At 30.0% G+C, this 24,872-nt stretch carries 20 protein-coding genes; 4 read left to right on the forward strand and 16 right to left on the reverse strand.

Translation table 11 applies throughout. The annotated features are described in order from the left end of the window. Window positions 1-273: 273 nt before the first annotated feature. The 8 genes from nadE to H612_RS0103665 form a co-directional block, all read right to left on the reverse strand. Window positions 274-1,098 carry an ammonia-dependent NAD(+) synthetase gene (gene nadE / locus H612_RS0103630; RefSeq protein WP_027130223.1) on the reverse strand — a complete coding sequence of 275 codons (825 nt, stop codon included), beginning with the start codon at window positions 1,096-1,098 and terminating at the stop codon, window positions 274-276. Window positions 1,099-1,111: 13 nt separating this feature from the next. Beyond that, window positions 1,112-2,554: a nicotinate phosphoribosyltransferase gene (locus H612_RS0103635; protein WP_027130224.1), complete on the reverse strand. Its 1,443-nt coding sequence runs from the start codon at window positions 2,552-2,554 to the stop codon at window positions 1,112-1,114. 123 nt (window positions 2,555-2,677) lie between these two features. Then, window positions 2,678-3,238, reverse strand: coding sequence for an FtsB family cell division protein (locus H612_RS0103640; protein WP_027130225.1), 561 nt, complete (start codon window positions 3,236-3,238; stop codon window positions 2,678-2,680). 1 nt (window position 3,239) lies between these two features. Then, entirely contained in the window at window positions 3,240-3,500 is a 261-nt protein-coding gene (locus tag H612_RS0103645; protein WP_027130226.1) for an RNA-binding S4 domain-containing protein, read from the reverse strand. A gap of 226 nt (window positions 3,501-3,726) precedes the next feature. Beyond that, window positions 3,727-4,956, reverse strand: coding sequence for an aminopeptidase (locus H612_RS0103650; protein WP_027130227.1), 1,230 nt, complete (start codon window positions 4,954-4,956; stop codon window positions 3,727-3,729). Between the two features lie 152 nt (window positions 4,957-5,108). Next, window positions 5,109-6,902 carry an aminopeptidase P family N-terminal domain-containing protein gene (locus H612_RS0103655; RefSeq protein ID WP_027130228.1) on the reverse strand — a complete coding sequence of 598 codons (1,794 nt, stop codon included), beginning with the start codon at window positions 6,900-6,902 and terminating at the stop codon, window positions 5,109-5,111. Between the two features lie 54 nt (window positions 6,903-6,956). Next, window positions 6,957-7,919, reverse strand: coding sequence for a prolyl aminopeptidase (pip, locus tag H612_RS0103660; RefSeq protein WP_027130229.1), 963 nt, complete (start codon window positions 7,917-7,919; stop codon window positions 6,957-6,959). Between the two features lie 317 nt (window positions 7,920-8,236). Continuing rightward, window positions 8,237-9,625, reverse strand: a complete 1,389-nt coding sequence (locus tag H612_RS0103665; protein WP_027130230.1) for a peptide MFS transporter — start codon at window positions 9,623-9,625, stop codon at window positions 8,237-8,239. Between the two features lie 194 nt (window positions 9,626-9,819). Between H612_RS0103665 and H612_RS0103670 the strand changes: the two genes are divergently transcribed. Continuing rightward, window positions 9,820-10,902 (forward strand): M24 family metallopeptidase, encoded by a 1,083-nt coding sequence (locus H612_RS0103670; protein ID WP_027130231.1) that lies wholly within the window; start codon window positions 9,820-9,822, stop codon window positions 10,900-10,902. A gap of 120 nt (window positions 10,903-11,022) precedes the next feature. On the opposite strand, the gene H612_RS0103675 is transcribed toward H612_RS0103670, so the two are convergent. From H612_RS0103675 to H612_RS0103705, 7 genes are all read right to left on the reverse strand, one after another. Then, on the reverse strand, window positions 11,023-11,952 hold the full coding sequence (locus H612_RS0103675) for an alpha/beta hydrolase (protein WP_027130232.1): 930 nt from the start codon (window positions 11,950-11,952) through the stop codon (window positions 11,023-11,025). A 119-nt stretch (window positions 11,953-12,071) separates the two neighbouring features. Next, a complete protein-coding gene (locus tag H612_RS0103680; protein ID WP_027130233.1) occupies window positions 12,072-12,989 on the reverse strand; it encodes an ABC transporter ATP-binding protein in 918 nt (305 codons plus the stop codon). A gap of 4 nt (window positions 12,990-12,993) precedes the next feature. Then, window positions 12,994-14,595 (reverse strand): ABC transporter permease, encoded by a 1,602-nt coding sequence (locus H612_RS0103685; protein ID WP_027130234.1) that lies wholly within the window; start codon window positions 14,593-14,595, stop codon window positions 12,994-12,996. Between the two features lie 89 nt (window positions 14,596-14,684). Then, window positions 14,685-15,731 (reverse strand): ABC transporter substrate-binding protein, encoded by a 1,047-nt coding sequence (locus tag H612_RS0103690; RefSeq protein ID WP_027130235.1) that lies wholly within the window; start codon window positions 15,729-15,731, stop codon window positions 14,685-14,687. Window positions 15,732-15,884: 153 nt separating this feature from the next. Then, window positions 15,885-17,027 carry a BaiN/RdsA family NAD(P)/FAD-dependent oxidoreductase gene (locus H612_RS0103695; RefSeq protein WP_027130236.1) on the reverse strand — a complete coding sequence of 381 codons (1,143 nt, stop codon included), beginning with the start codon at window positions 17,025-17,027 and terminating at the stop codon, window positions 15,885-15,887. Between the two features lie 50 nt (window positions 17,028-17,077). Continuing rightward, on the reverse strand, window positions 17,078-17,401 hold the full coding sequence (locus H612_RS09055) for an ArsR/SmtB family transcription factor (RefSeq protein ID WP_051210126.1): 324 nt from the start codon (window positions 17,399-17,401) through the stop codon (window positions 17,078-17,080). Window positions 17,402-17,813: 412 nt separating this feature from the next. Further along, a complete protein-coding gene (locus H612_RS0103705) occupies window positions 17,814-19,757 on the reverse strand; it encodes a heavy metal translocating P-type ATPase (RefSeq protein WP_035500283.1) in 1,944 nt (647 codons plus the stop codon). 337 nt (window positions 19,758-20,094) lie between these two features. Here H612_RS0103705 and H612_RS0103710 point away from each other — a divergent pair, with 337 nt between their 5' ends. Together H612_RS0103710 and H612_RS0103715 are read left to right on the forward strand one after the other, a co-directional pair. Next, window positions 20,095-21,294 (forward strand): D-alanyl-D-alanine carboxypeptidase family protein, encoded by a 1,200-nt coding sequence (locus H612_RS0103710; protein ID WP_027130238.1) that lies wholly within the window; start codon window positions 20,095-20,097, stop codon window positions 21,292-21,294. 2 nt (window positions 21,295-21,296) lie between these two features. Further along, window positions 21,297-21,590 (forward strand): YutD-like domain-containing protein, encoded by a 294-nt coding sequence (locus H612_RS0103715; protein WP_245570445.1) that lies wholly within the window; start codon window positions 21,297-21,299, stop codon window positions 21,588-21,590. Between the two features lie 68 nt (window positions 21,591-21,658). Here H612_RS0103715 and H612_RS0103720 read toward each other — a convergent pair whose 3' ends face one another. Further along, window positions 21,659-22,678, reverse strand: coding sequence for a lactonase family protein (locus H612_RS0103720; RefSeq protein ID WP_027130240.1), 1,020 nt, complete (start codon window positions 22,676-22,678; stop codon window positions 21,659-21,661). Window positions 22,679-23,086: 408 nt separating this feature from the next. Between H612_RS0103720 and guaA the strand changes: the two genes are divergently transcribed. Continuing rightward, window positions 23,087-24,631: a glutamine-hydrolyzing GMP synthase gene (guaA, locus tag H612_RS0103725; protein WP_027130241.1), complete on the forward strand. Its 1,545-nt coding sequence runs from the start codon at window positions 23,087-23,089 to the stop codon at window positions 24,629-24,631. Window positions 24,632-24,872 lie beyond the last annotated feature (241 nt).

The following is a 24,872-nucleotide window of genomic DNA, read 5'->3' on the forward strand; positions in this document are numbered from 1 at the left end:
TAACATTTACTTCTCTTTTCTTCTCTATCGTTCGTCTCTTCTCTAAGACTTTTTTATTCTATCATCTTCTTCCCTCTATGTCAAGGCGATTTTTATTATTTTTTAAAAAAAATATTCCAAATTGACATATACTCAGAAAGTTGACTTAGAACTCTTATATTTTATCATATACTTTTCAACTATGTCAAGATGTTTTGAGAGTATAAAGAAAAAATATAGGATATAGAATTATTCTTTATTTTCAAATTCTACTCCTACATTTTTCTACATAATTTACATATTATAAAAATCAAAAATTGTTACTGGCAAATTCCTTTTATGCTCAGATCTTAAATAATGGTTTTCTATTACTTCTTTTATCTCAGTTGAAACTTTACGTCCTTCTAAATAATCATCTATGTCATTATATGTCACACCTAATGCCACCTCATCAGCCAATGCTGGTCTATCTTCTTCTAAATCAGCTGTTGGTTTTTTTAAATATAAATGTTCTGGACAATTTAGGTATTTAAGCAGTGATTTCCCCTGTCTTTTATTAAGTCGATACAATGGCACTATATCTACTCCACCATCTCCATGTTTTGTAAAAAAACCTGTAATCGCTTCTGCTGCATGATCGGTTCCTACTACAATTCCTTTATTCATAGTTGCAATAGAATATTGTACTTTCATTCTCTCACGTGCCTTTTCATTCCCCTTAGCAAAATCTGTAATCACAATTCCTGCTTTTTTTAATGATTCTACACTTGCATCCACTGATTCCTTTATATTAACTGTATATATTTTATCAGGTTTAATGAACTCTAATGCATCTTCACAATCTTTCTCATCAAATTGCTCACCATATGGTAACCGCACTGCAATAAATTTATAATCTTGTCTATTGGTTTCTTCCCTCAGCTCTGTTATTGCTATTTGACAAAGCTTACCACATAATGTTGAATCTTGTCCTCCTGAAATTCCTAGCACCAAACTTTCTATAAAATTATTCTTTTTCAAATAATCTTTTAAAAAATTTATAGTCAATCTGATTTCTTCATCCACATTTATTTCTGGCTTACATCGTAATCTTTTAATTATATCTTGTTGTAAAGTCATATATATCACCTAATTAATTAGTTTTTTTAGTTATGTCTCTCAATATGGTATTTCTATTTTCCCAACACACTGGACTTAAATCTACTGGATAGAACTCCGGATTAAGTAGTCGTTGGTACTCATTCCACAATAATTTTTTGCTATCCTTAAAATATTCTGCACTTTCCCACACACTAGGTATATCATAAACTTGTTTCCCATCTCTAAATGCATCTATATGTAAATCTCTTGCTTCAAAAGTTTTTACTTCTTTTGTTAAATAAGTATGTGTTGGGTGAAATAGCTTAATACTTTCCTCTGAATAGACATCTTCACTCTCTAGTGCAATATAGTCTCCTGCCGCCATTCCAGTGCTTGTATTGATTATTCTATATACATTTTTTACACCAGGAATAGTAAGTTTAGCAGGATTTTCTGATATTTTTAATCTATCAACCATAGCTCCATTCTCATCTTCCAAACATACTAGCTTGTAGACTGCTCCTAAAGCGGGATTATCATATGCTGTTATTAATTTAGTACCTACTCCCCAAGCATCTATTTTTGCTCCTTGTTGTTTTAAGTGAGTAATAGTATCTTCATCCAAATCATTAGAAGCCACCACTTTTGCATTAAAATACCCAGCATTATCCAACATTTTTCTCGCTTCTTTTGATAGATAGGCTATATCCCCTGAATCTAGACGTATCCCTAAAAAATTTATTTTACCTTTCAACTCATTTGCTACCTCTATAGCGTTAGGTATTCCTGAACGTAATGTATCATAAGTATCCACTAAAAAATAACAATCTTTGTGTGCAGCCGCATATTTTTTAAATGCTATTTTTTCATCTTGATATGCCTGAACAAAGGAATGTGCATGGGTTCCGCTGCATGGTATATTAAACAATTTAGCTGCCTTTACATTACTCGTAGAATCAAATCCACCAATTATCGCAGCCCTTGCACCCCAAATTGCTGCTTCAAATTCATGAGCTCTTCTAGTCCCAAATTCCATACACACCTCATCTGGACAAAGATGCTTAATTCTGGCAGCTTTAGTTGCAATTAAAATTTGATAATTTACTATATTTAAAATTGCAGTTTCCATAAGTTGAGCTTGTATAAGTGGGGCCTCCACTCTAATAAGCGGTTCATTACCAAAAATAATTTCACCTTCACGAACCGAACGAATATTTCCTGTAAATTTTATATTTCTTAAATACTCTAAATAGTCTTCTGCATAACCTAACTCCCTTAGATACTCAATATCCGAATCTAAAAATTTAAAAGAATTTACATACTCTATTATTTTAGCGAGCCCTGCAAACACAGCATAACCCCCTCCAAATGGTATCTTTCTAAAATACACATCAAAATAGGATTTTCTTTCATGTATTCCATCTTTAAAATAAGCATACCCCATATTGATTTGATAAAGATCAGTATGCAGTGCATCGCCTTCATATCTATTCATAATTTCCTCCAATAGAATCTTTCTAAAATTAGTTACTTATATATTAACATTTTAACACACTTTTCACAAATATTACTATTTGTGAAAAAAATAAAATAGAAACTAAAAATTTTAGTTTCTATTTTAATTCGTTTTTCTATCATTATTAGCCGATGATATTGCTGAAGATGTAGCATTTTCAGTTTTATTTTCTATTTCTTCATCATCACTTTTTTTATCACTTGATGTTTTAGTATCTTCCTTTTTATTTAAGTCTGGAATTTTGCTATCATCTATTCGTCCATTATTATCCTGAGTTTTTTCTAGATTCCCCTGCATTATAGATTTAATAGCCGTTTGTAAAAAACTCTCCTGTAAAGGCAAATTAAAAATAATCTCACCTTCATAACTCAAACCATATTCTTGTCTCACTAAATCAGTTATAAAGTACGGATCTTTTAATTTATCAATGACAAGTTCGTTAACCTTATTTTCTTTATTAAGATTATCAATAGTTTGATTTTGCTCTTTTAGTTGTGCATTTATTTCTTTTTTTTCACGGGTGTACAAAAAAGTTTGAATTAACGTTACTACTAAAACAAGGCTCATAATACTAAGTATTACAAATTTCCTACGTTTCCTGTACTTTGCTTTTGCCTTTAATACATCTTTACGAAATTGTTTATCTTCATTTTGTCCTATCATGTTAATCTTCTCTCAATTTCTCAGATAAAATTTTAAACATTTTAGTAGCACCCTCTTTCTTTGTGCTATCTCTCAATTCACAAACTTCATAAGTAATCTCCTTTTTTGCAAAGAAAATAGTAATCTCATCACCAACTTTTAAAGTACTAGAAGGTTTTGCTTTTTTTCCATTTATAGCAATATGTCCCTTAGAAGAAATTTCATTAGCTATTGTTCTTCTTTTTATTATTCTTGATACTTTTAAAAATTTATCCAAACGCATTTAATCACCCCTAAATAATATGTACTAACTATTATCACATATTATTTAATTTTTCGCAAATATTTATCTTTAAAATGCACCTTCTTGTTCATTAAGTCTATCTAAAATCCTAAATAAATTCTGCAAAAAATCATATATAATTTTATACTAACCATACTAAAAAGAGATAATTTGATGTATCAAACTATCTCTTCCTTATTATTTATGAAATTTCAATCTATCAATTCTATGCCCAATTCCCATTTTTGAAGATAGCTATTTCTTTACCATCTGCTGTAACACCTACAATATTAGTAGTTGCTTCTCCTATCATAAAGTCCACGTGAACTAGACTATCATTAGCCCCTACATCAGCCAGTTCTTTATCACTCATTTCACTTCCTCCCTTAACACAAGTTGGATACGCTTTTCCTAAAGCAATATGACATGCGGCATTTTCATCAAAAAGTGTTTCTAAAAATAATATTCCTGTATTAGAAATTGGAGAATCATATGGAACTAAGGCCATTTCACCTATTCTTCTTGAACCTTCATCCGTATCTAAAATATTTTTCAAAACATCGTAACCACGTTCTGCACCAAAATCCACTACTCTACCTTCTTCAAATTTTAACCAAAAATTGTCAATTAACACCCCACCATGATTTAATGGCTTAGCATTATACACTATACCGCTAGTTATATCTTTATGGGGCATAGTAAATACTTCTTCTGTTGGAATATTAGCAACAAAACGTTCTGCTTTTTTTGCATAACTTCCTGCACTTTGCCAAATATGCCCTTCAGGAAGTCCTACATATAAATCTGTTCCTAAATCATTGGTAATATGAAGTTTTACTAATTCATTCTCATGTAAAAATTTTGCTTTTTCGTCCAATGTTTTAATGTGTTCTTCCCAATCAGCAACGGGATTCTCCCCTTTAGAACGACATGCACTCAGTATTTCATCCCAAAGTTTTAAGTATGCTTCTTCATCATCCAACTCAGGGAACAAACGTTTTGCCCAACCCACAGTAGCAGCACTAACCACACACCATGGACACTCATCACTCATTATAGCTTTCATATAATTGCGAAGTGCTTTAGAACGCCCTACCATAGATGCCTTTAATTTATTACTATCCGCTTCTGCCAAACCGTCTGGATCTTCACCTATCACAGATAAAAATGCAGTCCCTTCTTCTAATGTTTCTTGATATCTGTCTACATACCACTGACCTATATTACTCAAAGTATCTTCAGTTTGATATCTCAAATGTAATTTTGTTAATTCTTGATCTCTCCACTCAACGTCAACTTTTTTTGCACCAAGCTCATAACAAGCCTCTGCTATTTTAGCAATAAAATCTCGAGTTTCTACACTAGCTCTAATTAATACTGGTTGATTTTCTTGGATATTTAACCCTACTTTTGCAATAAGTTTTGCATAATTTTTTAATTTTATATTTAAATCCATTTTATATCTCCTTATTCTTTAATCCTTATTCTTTAATAGTTATCATCTTAGTTTAAAATTCCTACTAGGTAATCATAACAAATATTATATCACTTTTTACAAAATATTAGTAGGAGGTTTCAAGAAAACTTGAAACCTCAAATACTTTTATTTTAAACTTCTCGAGTAGCTTCTTTTAACCAAGCTAACTCATCACCTTCAAAGTGAGGTGCAAGAATTTCATAGACTTTTTTATGATAATTATTCAACTCAAATATATCTTCACTAGTAAGCATAGATACATCTATAGCTTCCAAATCCCATGGTACAAAAGTCATAACTTCAAATTCCATGAACTGACCGTATTCATTTTTTACACTATTTCTAATAATAAGCTCATTTTCCAAACGAATACCATGTGAGCCTGAAATATATAAACCGGGTTCATTTGTCATAGTCATACCATCTCTGAAAGGCTCTGCTGAACGGTAAATCCCCCAGTGTATACCTGCTGGGCCTTCATGGATATTACCAAGATATCCTACCCCATGCCCTGTTCCATGATTGAAGTTTTCATAGTCATACCATAATGGAGCACGAGCAAACAAATCAACATTAGCTCCACAAATGCCCTCCATAAATTTAAGTCTTGATAAACGAAGATGACATTGAAGCACTTTAGTATAATCACGTTTTAATCTATCACTAACTTCGCCCATTGCCGTTGTTCTTGTAATATCTGTAGAACCTTCTTCGTAGTGTCCACCTGTATCTGTTAAAAAGAATGTTCCTGTGCGTAATGGAATAGAAGTTTCCTCTGATGATGAATAATGTACTATTGCTCCGTTTTCAGCATGACCACAAATTGGTGCAAAACTTGGGCAAATAAATCCACCTTGTTCTTTTCTGAATTCAACAAGTTTATCAGAAGCTGATAATTCATCCTCTTGCTCACTAATTCCATTTTTTACTAGTTGTTTTAACCAATAAATAAACTTAGTATGTGCAATACCATCTTTAATATGTGCTTGAATAGTATTTTTTAATTCTACTTCATTTTTTATTGCTTTCATAAGTACTGTAGGGTTACGTTTTTCTACTAAAGTTATTTCTTTTGGAATATTATTAAATACCGCGTAGTTAAGACGCTCAGGATCTACAAAAACAACATCATTTCCTGAGAATTTTTTAACATCTTCATAAATATTATTATATGGTTTAATATTAACATTGTCTTCTGCTAAATGTTTTTTTATTTCATCAGAAAGTTTTCTTTCATCTACATATAAATCTACGCTATTTTCATATACTACAGCATAACTTAGAAGTAATGGGAAGAAATCCACATCCATCCCTCGGATATTTAATAACCAACCAATATCATCAAGAGTAGTAATCACATGAATATTAGCTCCTGTTTCTTTCATTTCTTTTCGTACTCTTTCTAGCTTGCTAGCAACTGTTTCTCCTGCACGTTCTATTCCTAAATAAAATGCCTTAGCCTCTGATAACGCTGGTCTATCAGTCCAAATTTCATCTACTAAATCTACTTCATATTTTATAGTTGCATTCTTTCTTTTTAGTCTTGTTGCTAAATCTTTCCCCTCTCCAAAAGTTACAACACGACCATCAAATCCCAAAACACCATTTTCTGGAATACTTTCAACTATAAACTCCGCTATCGTAGGAACCCCTGGTTCACGCATTTTTTGTAATTCAATACCTGTTCCTGCTAATTGTTGCTCCCCTTGTAAAAAATATCTTCCATCAGTCCATAAACCTGCAAAATCTTTTGTCACAACTAATGTTCCTGCTGAACCAGTAAACCCACTCATAAAAGCACGTGCTTTAAAATGTTCTCCTACATACTCACTATTGTGAAAATCTGCTGTCGGCACCATATAAACATCAATATTATTTTTTGTCATCAACTCTCTTAATTTAGCAATTCTTTCTTTTACTTCCATTTCCTTATACTCCTTTTATTTTATTTTTTATAAACTTTTCTTTTTCTGTATATCCTATTTTAAAACTTCCTTAAATTTATCAGTAGCTCTTACTAATACATCAACTATTGCTGGTTCTCCTGATGAATGTCCAGAAACAACAATATTTAAATCACAATCATTTAATCTCTTACTTAGTTCATAAGCACCTATAGCACGGCAATCTACATCATATCTTCCATGCGCAATAACTGTCGGAATATCTTTAATAACATCAATATTATTTAAAATCCAATTATCATCATCCCAAAACATATTATTCATCCAAAAATGGCATTCAATAGTTGCCATAGAGATTGCATAATTAATTTCTCCAAAACTTTGCTCAAGATTTGGATCCGGATATAACGTCACTAAGCTGCCTTCCCACATACTCCACTCTTTAGCAGCTAACTCTCTATCTTTTTTATTTTCACTAGTTAAACGTTTATAGTATGCTTCTATTAAATTATTACGTTCGCCTTCAGGAATTATGCTAATATATCTATCAAACGCTTCAGGATGGATGTTACTCGCTCCACCTTTTTCATAAATCCATAAAATATCCTCACGTCGCCCTAAGAAAATTCCACGAAGAATTAATCCTAAAACACGTTCGGGATGCTTAATAGCATAACATAAAGATAAAGTAGAGCCCCAGCTACCCCCAAAGACTAACCATTTATCAATATTTAGCTCTTCTCTTACTTTTTCAATATCTTCAATAATGTGCCATGTATCATTATCTTTCAAGCATGCATGTGGCGTCGATTTTCCACTTCCTCGTTGATCCAACATAATAATTCTATAAGACTTAGGGTCAAAATATCGTCTACAAGTTGGCGAAGTCCCACAACCAGGTCCTCCATGTAAAAATATTACAGGGATCCCACTTGGATTCCCACTTTCTTCATAATATATTGTATGAGTATCATCCACCTTCATCATTTTAGAAAAATTGGCTTCTATTTCTGGATATAAAGTTCTTAATTCTCCCATATTAAAACCTCCTATATATTTTTATTCTACATCTTAATTTTAACACAAAATAAAACGTTTTTCATTACTAACTTTAGATAAAAGTTTTTATTTATTACTCCTAGCGAAAATTTTCTTTATAAATATATTCCTCTGTAAATTATAACAACTTAATTATCATACGTAATGCTAAAAAATTCTCCTTAAATATATTTAAACTTTTACTTTTTGTAAAATATATTTTATTTACTAAAATTATATTTAAATATTAAAAAGGGAGTGACTCAAAATCGTGATTTCTCAGAAATCATTTTTTTAAGTCAACCCCTTTATATTTATTATTCCTCTACTAAAGTTTCACCTTCACGTAGTTCTACTAAACCTGCTAATTTTTTCTCAAATGCAAATACTAAAATAGCAACTACTAAACACACTGCTCCGATACCAATTGATAATGTCACCACTGGTACATCAGCAATAAGTTTATATAATTCTCCATAACCCTTAGCAGCTGCAAATGTTGCAACAATCCAAACAGCCATCATAATTGATAAGATATGTTTAGGAGAATATTTAGATACGAATGAAGCACCAAGTGGAGAAAAGAACATTTCTGCAAAGCTAAGAACTACGAAGAATAAAATTACCCATAAAAGACTAGCTTTTTGAGTCTCAGGTGCTCCAACTCCACGTGAAAGTTCAGTTAATGCTAAAATACCAAATGTTGCTCCTAACAATATTAATGCAATTGATGCTTTTTTGTATAAGCTCCAATCTCCTTGTGGACGACGTGCAAGTTTATACCATAATGCTCCTAAAACTGGCCCTAAAACAATACAACATAAACCATTAATTGAATCTAACCATGAAGTAGGTACTGTAAAACTTCCTATGTTTGCATCAACAAAAGTAGGCATATAATCATACAAAATTACATAGGTTAAGTACCAGAATGTCCAGAAAACAATTGATAACAGTGAAATAATAATAATTGACCAAACACGACGCACTTCATATTTTTCTAATGAACGTTTAACTTTCGGTTTATCTTCATGACGTTCTTCACTTTCAGCGAATGGACGTTTCCCTACTTCACCTAAAGATTTATAACCAAGAACAAACCAAATTGCTCCTATAAAACAAATCAATCCAGCTAATTTAAAACATTGTAAATATCCATTTGAAGTTGCTGTAGCTAATTTAACATACAAAATTCCTACAAATGTAGTTCCGATAAATGAACCAATATTTATAAATGAATACATAGTTGAAAAAGCATCATCTTTACGTTTTTGGTCGTCTTTAAAGATTTGCCCTACTACCGCTTGTAGGTTTCCTTTGAAAAAACCAGTTCCTAAAGAAACTAGAACAATCATTACCCATAGTGCTGAATACGTTCCTACAAAACCTGCATAACCATATCCTAATGCCATTAATAATAATCCCACTGGAATTAAATATCTAGCTCCTATAAATCTATCAGCGATAAACCCAAATAACACAGGAGCAAGATAAGTAAATCCAACTAAGTTCGATTGCATCGCAGCACCTTCTACTTTCCCTAAACCAAGACCACTTTCACCAAAACCGTTTGATACTACAGCTAACGTTACATAAGTAAATAATAGCCAACGAGAAGAATAGTACGCACAACGTTCAAACATGAAAGTCATAGAACTCATATAAAAACTCCACGGTTTACTTTTTTTAACCGCTACTTCTGACATAATAAATCCCTTCTTTCCTTATGTACACATTTGTACACTTCTAATATTTTTATTATATTATATCACAATATATTTTATCATACAATATTTTTTTTGAAAGCGTTGAGAATATTTTTATTTCAACTATTGTATTTAGTTTTTCTAAGTGCTATAATTAAATTAAAGTTCAGAATATTTTAAAGGAGTTGTATAATATGAAACTTTCACGAACTAATAAAATTTTATCTAAAATGAAAGAACAAGGTATCAACCAGGCTATCATTAGCGATCCTTATTCCATCTTTTACTTAACCGGTCACCTTGAACATCCAGGAGAAAGATTTTACGCTGTTCTTCTTGACGAAAATGGAAATCATAAACTTTTTGTCAATGCATTATTCCCAATTGAAAGGGATTTAGGATTAGAAAAAGTTATCTTCACTGATACTGATAATCCTATTGAAACTCTCTCTAAATATGTTCCTAAGGGATCTACTATCGGTATTGATAAAATTCTTCCAGCGAGGTTTTTACTTCCTCTTATGAATTATTTACCAGAAAGCAAATTTGTTGATGTTTCACTTATTGTTGACCGTGTCCGTATGATTAAGGATGAAGAAGAAAAAGATCTTATGAGAAAAGCTTCCTTACTTAATGACGAAGCGTGTAAACGAGTTATCGCTAGTATAACTGCCGAAAAATCTGAAAAAGATATAGTTAAAGATTTGCTAGCTATTCACGAAGAACTTGGGGTTGAGGGATTATCATTTGATCCTATTATTGGGTACGGTGCAAACGGCGCTAATCCTCATGGGACTGTTGGGGATAGATATTTAAAACCTGGAGATTCTATTATTGTTGATATGGGTGGAATTAAAGATAACTACTGTTCTGATATGACACGCACAGTCTTTTGGAAAGAACCTAGCCCTAAGGCACGTGAAGTATTTGAAGTTGTTCTTGAAGCACAAAAACGTGGTGTAGCACTTGTTAAACCTGGTGTAAAATTCTGTGAAATAGATGCAGCTTGTCGTGATTATATTACTGAAAAAGGTTATGGAGAATTCTTTACTCATCGTACTGGTCATCACATTGGTCTTGAATGCCATGAATATGGAGATATATCCAGTATAAATGAAACCAAATGTGAGCCTGGTATGATATTTTCTATTGAACCTGGTATCTACCTTCCGGGAGAACTTGGAGTTCGTATTGAAGATTTGGTACTTGTAACTGAAGATGGTTGTGAAGTACTGAACAAATTAAATAAAGAATTAGTCGTTGTTGGCGAAGACTAATTCTTTTATAATCAAAACTTTTTATATTTAAATAGGATTCCTCTTTCAAAAAAATAGCGGTAAGAAGAAATTTGCACAAACTAAAATGTGTAAATTCTTCCTACCGTTTTTATTTATTATCTATTTCCCAAAATTTTTATTTAGAAATTCTGTTATTATTTTCCAATATTCTTCTCTATATTTTCTTTCAGCTTGAACATGTTTAGCCCCTGGAAAAGTATGCAACTCTTTAGAAGAATTTATTAATTCATATGCTTCTTTTCCATATTCAACAGGAACAAAACCATCATCTTCACCATGAAGTACCAAAGCTGGAAGTTTTGTATTCTTTAATCCATCTGTAGCATTAACATCACCAAATAAATATCCTGCTCTTAATTTCGTTACAGTATTAGCTGCTGGAATCACTGGAAAACTTGGTAAATTAAATAACTTCTTCAGTTGATAAGTAAACTCTTGTTTCAAATTTACATATCCACTATCTTCTATAAACGCTTTTATGTTACTAGGTAAATCTTTGTTTAATGAATTCATTACTGTTGCAGCGCCCATGCTTATTCCAAACAACAAAGTATCAGCATTATTATTTTCTGACGAGATTTTTTTTACCCAATTTACCAAATCATCTGAATCATATCCACCCATTGAAATAAACTTCCCTTCGCTTTTCCCATGAGCTATTAAATCGGGAGCAAAAACATTATATCCCATATCATGAAATTTTTTTATATAATTTACCATTTTTTTTGCACTGCTAGTATATCCATGAACAACAACTATCCACTTATCCGATTGTGAATTTTCAAATTTATATCCTACCAATTTATTTTTTGTTACTGAGTCCATAGTAACTTCTTCTTTGTTATTTTCAAACCATGATTCTAGTACTTTTTTATCTTCTTTTTCTCCATCACTGTCCTGATTGACTATCGCACTTTTATCAACTTTTGGATTCAATGCGAAATTATAAAAATAATTTCCTACTAAACCAAATGCTATTACCAAAAACACTAATACACTAACTAATATTTTTTTTAAATGTTTTTTCACAATTATACTTCCTTTCATTATATCAAAACATAATTTTCATTATACTATTTAACAAAAGAAAAGTAAACTATAAAATATACTAATAGAGATATTTAATATCCCTTTTAATTTGCAATTCACTAAAATTCTACATCTACTCTTTCATTTATACTTAATTCTTCTTCAGATGATAATCTTACACATTTTAATACTCTTCCCTCTTCAGATTTTACAATATATTCAGTATACATTCCCAAAAAGATTTTCCCTATTATCGTATATTTTCCTAGGTTATTCAAGTTTAATTTTATTTGTTCTGGCCGAACATACTCTTTAGCTTTAATTCTATTATTCTCCCCTATAAAATTTGCAACAAATTCAGTTTTAGGATTGAAATAAATCTCTTTAGGTCTTCCTATCTGTTCAACGATCCCATTATTTAATAGAATTATTTTATCTGCAATTCTGAATGCATCATCCTGATCATGCGTAACAACTATAGTTGTAATATTAAACTCCTTTTGAATTTTCTTCAATTCTGTTCTCATGTCCACTCTAAGATTTGCATCGAGATTTGAAAAAGGTTCATCAAGCAATAGTACCTTAGGATTTAGCACTAAACTTCTAGCGATGGCTACTCTCTGTTGCTCTCCGCCAGAAAGCTCATCTATCCTTTTTCTCTCATAACCATACAATCCTACTTTTTCCAAAACTTCTGAACTACGTCTCAAAATTTCTTTTTTAGGTAACTTTAAAAACTTCAACCCATATCCTACATTTTCTATAACATTTTTATGTGGAAATAATCCATATGACTGAAAAACTGTTGCTATTGGTCGTTTTTCAGGAACAACTTTGCTTATATTTTCATTAGACAGCACCACTTCCCCAAAGAAATCATCAATGAATCCTCCAATAATATTAAGTAATGTAGTTTTCCCACACCCAGATGGCCCTAATATACAAAAAAGCTTTCCTTCTTCTACTTCGAAACTTACATTCTTCAATACTTCCTTGTTTTTATATTCTTTTGTAACTTTTTTTATCTTTAAATACATTTTACTACCTCTTTTTACCAATAGTTAAGTAATACACCGCATTCACAATTAAACAAATCATAATAATATAAAACGCTATAACTGAACCTATATCATATTTTCCACTTTCTATTACATCAAACATTACTAATGTTGCAACTTTCTGACTTGGATATACCAAAAAGATTATTGAACCTATAGTCGTCATAGTTGATGTAAAACCGTTTATAAAACTTATGTATAATCCTTTTCTACTTGAAGGAAAAACTAAATCTTTAATTTCATAAAATCTACCTCCCCCCAAGTCACGTACAGATTTCAACTGAGAATGCGAAATTTGACTTATGGAACTATATCCCAATTTACTAGCAAATGGGAGTTGTTTAAATATTAAATTTAAAATAACTATTAATGCTGTTCCTGTTATCTTCATCGGATATGAATTGAATGCAAGAACATACCCCAACCCAAAAAATGTTCCTGGTAATATATAAGGGAGCGTTGCTATAAAATCAAATGCTTTTAAAAATTTAATCTCTCTAATATAAATATAATATTGTAGTAAATATCCCAAAATTGAAGATACAATTCCTGCTATCAACGAATATATTATGGTTCTTATAAACACACCTGATACATGTTCATTGGCTAAAATAAAATTTTCCAATGTGAAAACTAATTTCCCATATTCCATAGTTGTAAATGCTGATAATATTATGGCACCATATAAAAATATTAAAATGAAAACTACTAAAAGGGTCATAATAAACGAAATATAATAAATGATACCTTTATTCGCCATACTAAGATTAACCGATATAAGCCCCTTATTTTCCATTGATATATTTCTAAAATTTTTCGAATATAACAGAAAAATTATTATTGATGGAATTAAAATAATAAAATTTAAAATAACTGCTTTAGGCAAATTACCTTCTGATATAAATGCTAAATACCCTTCTGTTGCTAATACATTATATTTTCCACCAACTATTGCTGGTGTCGAAAAATCAGCCATACTCCTTATAAAAGTTAAAAGAGCAACCACCTTAATTGCAGGTTTCATTATGGGTAATAAAATATCCAAAATTACTCTGTTAGTATCAGCACCTAGTGATCTTGCAGAATTTACCATACTTTTATCTATTCCGTTCATAAATCCTATCAATAGTAATGCATTTATTGCAACATGCATAACACTTTGCATACTGATTATTCCAATATATCCATATGGATTAAAGTTTAATCCTAATATCCCATAAGTTATTAGTCCTCGTCTTCCGAATAAGTTTATGTATGAAAGTGAAGTCACAAAAGGAGGAGAAATCATAGCCACCATAAAAATTAATAGAATTATTTTTTTAAATTTCCCCTCACTAATAAAGTAATATAGTGCCACAAAAACCGAAAACATTACTGTTAAAATTGTTGTACCTACAGATACTTTTAGCGAATTACCTAATAGCTTATAATAATAACCTTTACTTTCATAAAAAATAGTTAATAAATCCCCTTGTCTTCCATAATTAAAGGCAGCAATAAAAGGGTAGAGTATAAATATAAAAAACGATACTATTATTGTTAAAATTAATATCTTATCAATCAATCCAGTTTTTTTAAATTTCATAATTCCTCCATAAATTATGCAAATAATTAAAAAGTGAGATAAAACCTAAAAAATTATTTTCAGTTAAGTATCCCACTTTCTAATTTAAATTATTTTTCGCCTACTAATTCTTTCCATTTTTTCAAAATAGACTCTCTTTCACTACCAAACGTTGCTAAATCCTCTTTTATTAATTTATCTTTCGGTAATCCTAATTCTGCTCCTTTAGCTCCATCTATCACCATTTGGGCTCCATCTTTTCCATCCAACTCTGCAATTAACTGTTGATTTTCTGGTTTTAAAATAAAATCCTCAAATGCTTTCGCAATATCTGTTGCATTAGAATTTTTAAATATTGCAACTCCTTCTGGAATCCAAGGAATACCATCTTCAGGATATACTACCGTCAAATTATTCTTTTTAGCTGCATCAAACGCAGATTTATCAACTGGGATAATTCCGATTCCAAATTCTCCTGCTACAGTTTTTTCTTGAGGGTCTTTCCCTCTTTTACTGTAAAAATCAACATTTTTATTAAAGTCAGTCCAATATTCCCAACCTTTTTCTGCACCTTTTTGATCTAAAATTCCTTTTACAGCTCCATAATTACTTCCCGAAATTGCTGGATTACTCATAATTATTTGGCCTTTATATTTTGGATCAACTAAATCTTCCCATTTTTTTGGAATTTCATATCCTTTTTCTTTAGCTACACTATCATTAACTAGAAATCCAACTACTGTTATACCTTTAGAAATCCAGTAATTATCTTTATCTTTAAATCCTTCCTTTATCTTTTCAGAACCTTTAGCTTCATATTGTTCCAATAATCCGTCATTTTTAGCAGCAATAAAAGCATCTATTCCTCCACCAAACCAAAGATCTGCCATAGGTTTTCCACCCTCTGCTTTAATTCTAGAAATTACTTCTCCGCTTGACATAGATAAAAATTCTACCTTACTATTTGTCTCTTCAGCAAATTTATCAAACAATTTTTTATATTTTTCTGAAGTGGCTACTACATTCATAGTTCTTCCGCCAAAATCAAGTTTTTTCTCCTCTTTTGAAGAATCTTGCTGAGTCTGTTTTTGACCACATCCGAATAAAATTAAAGATATTGCCAATAGAAAAGTTACTAATTTAAATATTTTTTTCATAATAAAAGTTCCTTTCTTTAATATATAACTTTATACAATAGATTATACTACGTCTGCTATTTTGTTTCAACTTTATATCAAAAACTGTTGTATAAAATCATTAATAAAAATAATTTTTTATTAATGCAAGCAATCCTTTCTCTATCTTCAAAGCTACTCTACTCCCATTTTTTCTTTGATTGCATCAGCAACAATCATACCCGTAAACCATGCAACCATTAAATTATACCCTCCTATCTCGCCATGAAGATCTAATATTTCTCCCGCAAAATAAAGGTTCCCTATTTTTTTATGAGAACATGTCTTAGGACTAACTACTTTCAAATCTACTCCTCCTGCTGTTGTAAAAGCATATTCAAGCGGCATAGTTTTTATATTTTCTAATTCGTATCTTTTTATTTTAGCAGCAAATTTTCTAAGTTCTTTTTTACTAACATTTTCCGGGAAATATTTTAACATAAAGTTATAAAAACTTTTAGGAAGTTTGCCATTTAAATATTTATTATTTTGCCAAAGTTTTTCAAACAATTCTTCTTCACTTAATTGTGGATAAAAATCTAAATAAAATTTATCCTCTGGATATTTAGCTACAAACTCACCCATTGAAATAGGTAGTGGTCCACTAAGCCCTTTGTGTGTAAATAGCAAATCACCCGTTCTCTCATTTTTTTTATGAAACATTCTGACACTCTGTAATGCCACTCCTGATAATTCTACAAAATCATCAAAAATTAATGACACCTCACTCGGATATATTTTTGTAAGCTTAACCCCATGTTTTTTTAAAATTCTGTGTAATGAACCATCACTACCACTTTGCGGATAACTCTTTCCTCCTGCACACACTACTATATTTTTCCCATAATAAGTTTCTACATTCGTTTTTACCCCAATTAATTTTTCATCCTCAAAAACCAATTCCTCTACCTTTTCTTTAAAATTAATTTTTATATGATCTATTTTAAATGCATTAACAACATCTCTAGATTTTTCACTAGCAGGATATAATCTTCTATTTTCTTGTTTTAATCTTAAATTATGTTTATCAAAAAATTTTTTAATATTATACTTATGATAAGCACTTCTTAAAAATTTTCCATTATGCACTGCGGTGACAAAATCTTCAGCATTATCGTCACTCATAACATTACATCTACCATTACCTGTCAAAAGCAGTTTTACTCCTGCTCGTCTATTTTGCTCTAAAACCAACACTCTTAACCCACTATCATTAAGTCTATCAGCAACCATTAGTCCAGCACTACCTAAACCTATTATTATTACATCATACTGCACAATAAATCTCCTATTCTTATACTTTTTTATTTGAATATATTATTTAAATTCTAACAATCTTCAGAAATATGGCTTATAGCCGCATCTATAATTGAGGTCACATGATTATCATAAATACTATAGTACCTCATTCTTTTTTCTTGACGATCTTTGACTAGTTTCATTTTTTTCAAAAGTGCCAGTTGATGTGAGATTGCTGATTGCGAACCTCCAGTTTCTCTCTCAAGTTCAGTTACATTTCTTTCCTTTTCTAACAACAAACATAAAATTTTAAATCTAGTCTTATTTCTCAAAACGTGAAAAAGTGCTAATATCTTTTCTAATTTTTCATCTGAAATATTAACCATCATACTTTTAAATTCTAAATTATCCATTTTTACCTCCGTATCTTATCATAGATTATTATAGCCATATTTTAAACTTAACGCAACAAAATACACTACTTCTAAAAGTCGATGATAAATAACTTAAATTAAAAAAGTGCAGACCGATTAAAAATCTTAACAAAATTTCACTAATTATAAATAAGTATGGTGATTTATTGATTTTCAAATTCACTTCAAAAAATTTTTTTAAACCTAGTAAACTCTGTAGAAATTTATCATCCATTTACTCTCAAAGTTGTACAGATTAGAGTTTTCTTAGTAATTTCTCTCTCAATTTTTGTACATATCTTTATTCCTTTATAGTTTAGTTTGATAATGTAAGATCATGCATAGAACCACTTAATGAAATATAATTGCAAGGAATTACGATTTTCAAATTCCCCCTCTTCCTTAATTATTTTTACTCAATTACTTTTAACATTCTTAAGGCGTTTAAAATTACCAGCAAAGTACTTCCTTCATGAAGTATTACACCAAATGACATGCTCATTTTTCCTAAAAAATTTAAAATTACTAAGGTTAAAACTACCAATATTGAAAACAATATATTTTGATATGTTATCTTGATCATTTTTTTACTTAATTTATGTGTATATACTAATTTTGATAAATCATTTTTCATCAAAACTAAATCTGCAATATCTATTGCAACATCAGTTCCGCTACCCATAGCGATACCAACATCTGCTATCGCTAAAGCTGGTGCATCATTAATTCCATCGCCTACCATTCCTACCTGTCCATATTTTTCTTTTTGTTTTTGTATGATTTTCCCTTTATCCTCTGGCATCACATCAGCGACAACTTCATCTATCTTAAGCATTCTACCTATACTTTTTCCAGTTAGCTTTGCATCACCAGTTATCATAGCTACATGTATATTTTTCTTTTTAAAATAATCAATAGCTTCCCTTGCATATTCATTAGGAAGATCCATTAATGCAATAAGTCCTATTACTCTTTTTTCTTCCGCAATAAAAATTACAGTTTTTCCTTCTTTCGTCAATTCCTGTTCTTTTATTTTAAACTCTTTTTTTACATTATCAAATGAGTTCGGTTTACCTATTTGATAATTTTTTCCATTGTAGTTTGTTATAACCCCAACACCTATTTTATTTTCTACTTCTAAATCAATTATTTTTGTTTTATCAAATTTATCAACAATAGCTCTAGCTATTGGATGATTAGATTTTTTCTCCATGGCAACAACTATATCTAATATGTTATTCTTAACTTTTTCTTCAAAAATATAATCAGTGACTTCTGCTTCACCTTTTGTCAATGTTCCTGTTTTATCAAAAGAGATGATTTTTAACTCATTAAATTTCGACAAATATACTCCACCTTTAACTAAAACACCTCTTTTTGCCAAATTAGATATAGTTGCAAGAGTTGTTGGTATCGCACTTACAGCAAACGAACATGGAGATACAGAAATCAAATAAACCATTCCTCTATACAAACTTAAATTCCAACCTAAATCAAAAACATAAAATTGAACTAACAACACTACTGGGAACAAAAATAATACAAATGTTACATATTTAGGTTCTAATTTTTGCAAAATGGTTGCTGTTTTAGTCAAATTTTTTTGTGATTCACTAACTAATCTTAAAATTTTAGAGAATACTGTTTCAGACACTTCCTTTGTAACCTTCATCAAAAAACTCCCTTCAGTATTTATAGTACCTCCAAAAACTTCATCACCTTCGAATTTTTCTTTTAATATACTCTCTCCATTCACAAGAGATTCATCAATCAAAGCACATCCACTCATAATTAGTCCATCTGTTGCTATTTGTTCCCCATTTAACACTTGTATCTTATCGCCAACTTCTATTTCATTGGCAGAAATTATTTTTGTAGAACCATCATCTTGAATAATTCTAGCAAAACTTGGTTTCATATCTAATAAACCCGTGATTTCTTTTCTACTCTTTCCATCAATATACTCTTCTAAAAAATGCACACTAGAAAAAATAATTACTAACATAGCAGCCTCCTCATAATGTTGTATAATTACTGCTCCTAATGTTGCAAATATCATCAAAAAGTGTACATTAGGTTGAAATTTTTTATGGTCAAGAAGATTTTTAAATGTGGTGGTTATACTTTCAAAAATTATATGATATCCAGCTATCAACACAGTAATTAAAAATAGTACATTTGCATAAATAAAATTAAATTTACTCGTAACATACCCTACAAGAAAAACTAATAACCCCAAAAAAAACATTATTATTTCCGTATTTTCATTATGGCTATGTAAACAATCTCTATGACCATCTTTATTCCTGTTGAAATGATTATTTTTTTCTTCAATAGTTCTTTGTGCTAATTTCATAATTTGCTCCTCCCTCTAATATTATGTGTAAAAATATTTATTTTTATTTACAATATAATTACCTTTTAAACATGAACAATCATTCATACTTTAATTATATATGAACATTAAATCATATGTCAAATTATTATTTCTTCTTGTTGGCATTTTTTAACATTTTATAATATACTATAGTATATATTTAGTAGGTTTAAGATAAAGAAAAAATTTTGTGAAATACGTGAAGGTTATTCAAAAATTTTTAACTAATAAAAACCAAGTTGAAAAACTTTAAACTTAACAAAAAATTTTTAAGTTCTACCTATTAAATAACTTTAATGCAAAGGATTTTTTTATAATGAGATTTAAAAAAATTAGTGTTTTAGTTATTCTTCTAGTATTTTTAGTTCCGAATTTTGTAAAAGCTGATAATCTATTTTTAGATAACAATGCAATATCTAATTTTAGCGATGTTAATACTAAACTAGTTATATCTGAATTAAATACTGGAAAAATTATTTCTAAACGTGGAGAAAATGAAAAAGTATCAGTAAGCAAACTGGCAAACTACTTAGCATTGTTTTTATTAACAGAAGATCTTAAAAATAATAAAGTTACTCTTGATACTAAAATAAATATTATTAAAAGCGATGATGTTCTAACTAAATATAATTTAAATTCTTCACTAACTGTTCGTGATGCACTGTTTTTATTGGAAAATGAAAATTCTAACGCCCTGTTAGAATCTATTTTTACTAATTATCAAATCACTTTAGATAAAGCCAAAAATGTTCTTAATTCAATGTCACTTAATGATTCAAATATAGAAACATTGGAAATCAGTGATAACAATATGAGTACAGCAAAAAACATTTCCTTTTTAACTAGTATAATTTTGAAAAATTATCCTGGACTAACAGAAATAACAAAAAATCCTGAATTTACTTTTTCTTCAGGAACTGTCGCAAATAACAATATTTCTTTCTTAGAATCCGAAAAATTTAGAGTTCTTGGACTTGATTATTCAGGAAAAAATAGTGTAACTTATGCTTATAGTGGAAATACAAAGTTAATTATCACCATTTTGAATCAAAATGATGATAAATCTACATTTTTTGATAAATTGCAAAAAACCTATGACTATTTATTCGCTAACTATAGTTATAAACTTGCTCTTAAGGCAGGAAGTTATAAAATAAATAATGAAAACATTACCTTTAACCAAGATATTTACGATTTATTTTATGAAAAACATTCTATCAGAGATGTTACTTACCTTCTTATGAATAAGCGAATTTTGCTTTTCCAAAAATATGAAACTATATCTGCTAATGAAGGGACTGTTTTTTCAGATTTCACATCTAATGATAGTTTTGGAACTTTTACCAAAGTAAAATCAACTTTCATTAATGATATAAATTTTAGCCAAAAAGGTAATTTAGAAAAAATTAATATTATTGTTGATAGAACTAAATATTTCGCAACTGGCATTCTTGCTATATATTCTCTAATTTTTATGGCATTTTATATTATGAAACAAGTTGTTAGAAAGGATTAATTATGGAAATTGAACAAAATAATTTAGTATTTGAAGTTGATGGTTCTATTTACGAACTTATCTACAACTTTAAGGATGCTTTTCAAAAAGAGTTATTCGAAGAGAAGTTGGTTGATGTTCTAAAGAACAAACCTTTTATCGTTGGAGATATTTCTCATGAAAAACTTCGACTAAGTGGTTTTATTCTCACAAAAGATAATAATAATCCGAAAAACATCAACAATCTTGAAGATTATATTTTAGAATATTGTAATTTTGGAGCTCCCTTTTTTGTAGTAAAAAAAAGAAATTCTTAATTCAAAAACTAGCTAGAAATAAAATTTTATTTCTAGCTAGTTTTTTCTAGTTCAAACTCCACTATTTTTTATTTAAACTGTACGCATACTGCTTCTGGCACTTTTATGCCTTTTTCTACTACGCTTAATTTTCCACTAGTTGTATCCACCTTATATACAGTTATTGTTCCACTAGTTTCATTGGTAGCTATTGCCAAATTGCCTTCCCTATCTAAACTAAAATCTCTCGGGTCTTTTCCATAAGTACTAATAGTTTGAGTTTTTATTAATACTCCATTATTATTTTCAAAAACTACTATAGCATCTTGTCCGCGATTTGATATATAAATAAATCTATTATCTTTAGAAATTTTAATTGCACTTCCTTTATTTTCTTCTTTAAAATCTTTTGGCAATGTGGAATAATATTCTGGATTACTCAATTTTCCCTTACCATTATAATCAAACGCTATTATTTCACTTGTAAGTTCAGTCATTACGAAAACTTTTGTTTCATCACTACTAAATACCATATGTCGAACCCCACTTCCCTCTTTTACTTTCACCGTGTAAAGCTTATTTAACACATTCCTTTCTAGTCTATATGTAGTAATTTCGTCAGTCCCTAAATCACATGTGAAGACATACTCACCAGTAGGGCTAAATCCTGAAAAATGAACATGCGGTTTTTCTTGACGCGAGTGAACTCCACTTCCACTATGTTTATCTGTTGAAACAAGTTTTGATAAAGCTCCTACATTATCAATCTCATAACTGTCTACTTCCCCCATGTGATAATTAGCAGAAAGCAAAGTTTTATCATCTTTACTAACTTCAACATAACATGGTGGATTCCCTTCTTTTGAAATAGAACTTAATTCTTTTAATTCTCCACTATCTAAAACTTCAAAACTTGTTACAGCCCCCTTTTCTCCAATTTTTGAAATACTATATAAATTTTTATTATTTTTTGAAAATGCTAAGTAAGTTGGGTTTTCTATTTGTGCTACATTTTTTACTTCTAAAACTTTTCCATTATTATTTAATTCAATTTTGTAAATTCCCAAACTCTCTTTTTTTGTGTACGTTCCAATATATGCTCTTACCATCTTTCTTCTCCTAAATTATTTATTCCTATCTATTATAACATTTAAATAACTATTTTTATAAAATTTATCATGTACGGATATGAAATTTTCAATATTTTGTTTGATAAGTATATACTTTATATCTATATTTAATAATATGATTTTATCATTTATTTAAAAATTAATATTTTAAAATACTATATTTAATATATTCTAAGCTAAAATATTATATGGAAACTATATTTATAAGTGCTAAAGTTCAAACATTTTTTATCAATATAACTAAATAATTCGGTATTAACTTAAAATAAAGTAAAATTCCTTAAAGAAGATAAAAATATTTTTCTATTTTCCGTATTAAAGTTTTACTTCTTTATTATTCCTTGGTATAATAGTATGTAATTAGAAATAAAAATTAGGAGGATAACTGTGAAACACGAATTTATATTAGTTCTTGACTTTGGTAGTCAGTATAATCAACTTATTACTCGTCGTGTACGTGAATTAGGGGTTTATTCTGAGCTTCATGATAATGAAATTTCTATTGAAGAAATAAAAAAAATGAACCCTAATGGGATTATTTTATCTGGAGGTCCAAATTCTGTTTATGAAGAAAATTCTTTAACTATAGATGATGAAATTTTCAATTTAGGAATCCCAGTCTTAGGGATTTGCTATGGAATGCAACTTATGCAGCATAAACTTGGCGGAAAAGTTGAATCTGCTACAAGTAGAGAATATGGAGCACACAATATTAATGTTACAAGTGATGCTAAACTTTTTGAAAATACACCTATCACTCAACAAGTTTTAATGAGCCACTCAGATAAGGTAGTTGCTCTTGCTGATGGTTTCAAGGTAGTCGCTACTAGTGAAAACTGTCCTATTGCTGCAGCTGAAAATACAGAAAAAGATTTTTACTGTTTCCAATTCCATCCAGAAGTTCGCCATTCTGAGTATGGGTATGATTTAATTAAAAATTTTATACGAAATGTATGTAAATGCAAGGATAACTGGACTATCCAGAATTTTATAGATGAAAAAATAACAGAAATTCGTGCTGAAGTTGGTAATAAAAAAGTTCTTTGTGCCTTATCAGGAGGTGTAGATTCTTCCGTTGTTGCAGCATTGTTGGATAAAGCCATTGGTAATCAATTGATATGTATGTTTATTGATCATGGCTTACTTAGAAAAGGTGAAGCTGAAGGCGTTATGTCCACTTTTAGCAAAGAAATCGAAGGTGGTTTCAATATGAACCTTATTAAAGTAGATGCTAAAGAAAGATTCCTTGGAAAACTTAAAGGTGTTAGTGATCCTGAACAAAAACGTAAAATTATTGGAAATGAGTTTGTTTATGTTTTTGATGAAGAATGTGCTAAATTACATGATGTGCCATTTTTAGCCCAAGGAACTCTTTACACAGATGTCATAGAATCTGGAACTAAAAATGCTCAAACTATTAAATCTCATCACAATGTTGGTGGTTTGCCAGAAGATATGCGCTTTTCTTTAATTGAACCGCTTAATACTTTATTCAAAGATGAGGTCCGTGCTTTAGGTGAAGCACTTGGTCTCCCACATGAAATAGTCTGGCGTCAACCTTTCCCTGGTCCAGGATTAGGTATTCGTGTCCTTGGTGAAGTTACTGAGGAAAAACTTCAAATCGTTAGAGATAGTGACTTTATTCTAAGAGACATTATTGCAAAACGTGGATTAGAAAATGAAATTTGGCAATATTTCACATGTCTTCCAGATATTCGCTCAGTAGGTGTTATGGGTGATGTTAGAACTTATGATTACACTGTGGCGGTTCGTGCGGTAACAAGTATCGATGGAATGACTGCAAGCTGGGCTCACATCCCATTTGAAGTGCTTGAAGAAATTTCAGCTAGAATCGTAAATGAAGTAGCACATGTTAACCGTGTAGTCTATGATATTACTAGCAAGCCACCGGCAACCATTGAGTGGGAATAAAAGAATAGCAAAATATATAGATAAAAGCCTTGATTTTTAAGGCTTTTTATTTCAAAAAAATTAACAAAAATAAACTTTTCGACATATTATTCCCTGCCGCAATCCCTGCCGAAGAGTAAAAATTTTAAAAATACATCTTATAATAAATAAAATTTCACGATAAGAACATTTTAATTAAATAATAAAGTTACAAAATATACAACTTTTATTTTGATTAAACCTATAAAAAAATCATATAATT

The sequence above is a fragment of the Gemella cuniculi DSM 15828 genome (assembly GCF_000425665.1).
In the GTDB taxonomy this organism is placed as follows: domain Bacteria; phylum Bacillota; class Bacilli; order Staphylococcales; family Gemellaceae; genus Gemella; species Gemella cuniculi.

Excerpts from the sequence above, each read along its gene's own strand:
- H612_RS0103655 (WP_027130228.1), bottom strand. The coding sequence starts at position 6,902 with ATGGAAGTAAAAGAAAGAATTGCTAAATTAAGAGAGTTGATGACAAAA.
- H612_RS0103635 (WP_027130224.1), bottom strand. The coding sequence starts at position 2,554 with ATGAATAGATATGAAGGCGATGCACTGCATACTGATCTTTATCAAATC.
- H612_RS0103670 (WP_027130231.1), top strand. The coding sequence starts at position 9,820 with ATGAAACTTTCACGAACTAATAAAATTTTATCTAAAATGAAAGAACAA.
- nadE (WP_027130223.1), bottom strand. The coding sequence starts at position 1,098 with ATGACTTTACAACAAGATATAATTAAAAGATTACGATGTAAGCCAGAA.
- H612_RS0103710 (WP_027130238.1), top strand. The coding sequence starts at position 20,095 with ATGAGATTTAAAAAAATTAGTGTTTTAGTTATTCTTCTAGTATTTTTA.
- H612_RS0103645 (WP_027130226.1), bottom strand. The coding sequence starts at position 3,500 with ATGCGTTTGGATAAATTTTTAAAAGTATCAAGAATAATAAAAAGAAGA.
- H612_RS09055 (WP_051210126.1), bottom strand. The coding sequence starts at position 17,401 with ATGGATAATTTAGAATTTAAAAGTATGATGGTTAATATTTCAGATGAA.
- H612_RS0103690 (WP_027130235.1), bottom strand. The coding sequence starts at position 15,731 with ATGAAAAAAATATTTAAATTAGTAACTTTTCTATTGGCAATATCTTTA.
- H612_RS0103720 (WP_027130240.1), bottom strand. The coding sequence starts at position 22,678 with ATGGTAAGAGCATATATTGGAACGTACACAAAAAAAGAGAGTTTGGGA.
- H612_RS0103665 (WP_027130230.1), bottom strand. The coding sequence starts at position 9,625 with ATGTCAGAAGTAGCGGTTAAAAAAAGTAAACCGTGGAGTTTTTATATG.
- H612_RS0103685 (WP_027130234.1), bottom strand. The coding sequence starts at position 14,595 with ATGAAATTTAAAAAAACTGGATTGATTGATAAGATATTAATTTTAACA.
- H612_RS0103640 (WP_027130225.1), bottom strand. The coding sequence starts at position 3,238 with ATGATAGGACAAAATGAAGATAAACAATTTCGTAAAGATGTATTAAAG.
- H612_RS0103650 (WP_027130227.1), bottom strand. The coding sequence starts at position 4,956 with ATGGATTTAAATATAAAATTAAAAAATTATGCAAAACTTATTGCAAAA.
- H612_RS0103715 (WP_245570445.1), top strand. The coding sequence starts at position 21,297 with ATGGAAATTGAACAAAATAATTTAGTATTTGAAGTTGATGGTTCTATT.
- pip (WP_027130229.1), bottom strand. The coding sequence starts at position 7,919 with ATGGGAGAATTAAGAACTTTATATCCAGAAATAGAAGCCAATTTTTCT.
- H612_RS0103705 (WP_035500283.1), bottom strand. The coding sequence starts at position 19,757 with ATGAAATTAGCACAAAGAACTATTGAAGAAAAAAATAATCATTTCAAC.
- H612_RS0103680 (WP_027130233.1), bottom strand. The coding sequence starts at position 12,989 with ATGTATTTAAAGATAAAAAAAGTTACAAAAGAATATAAAAACAAGGAA.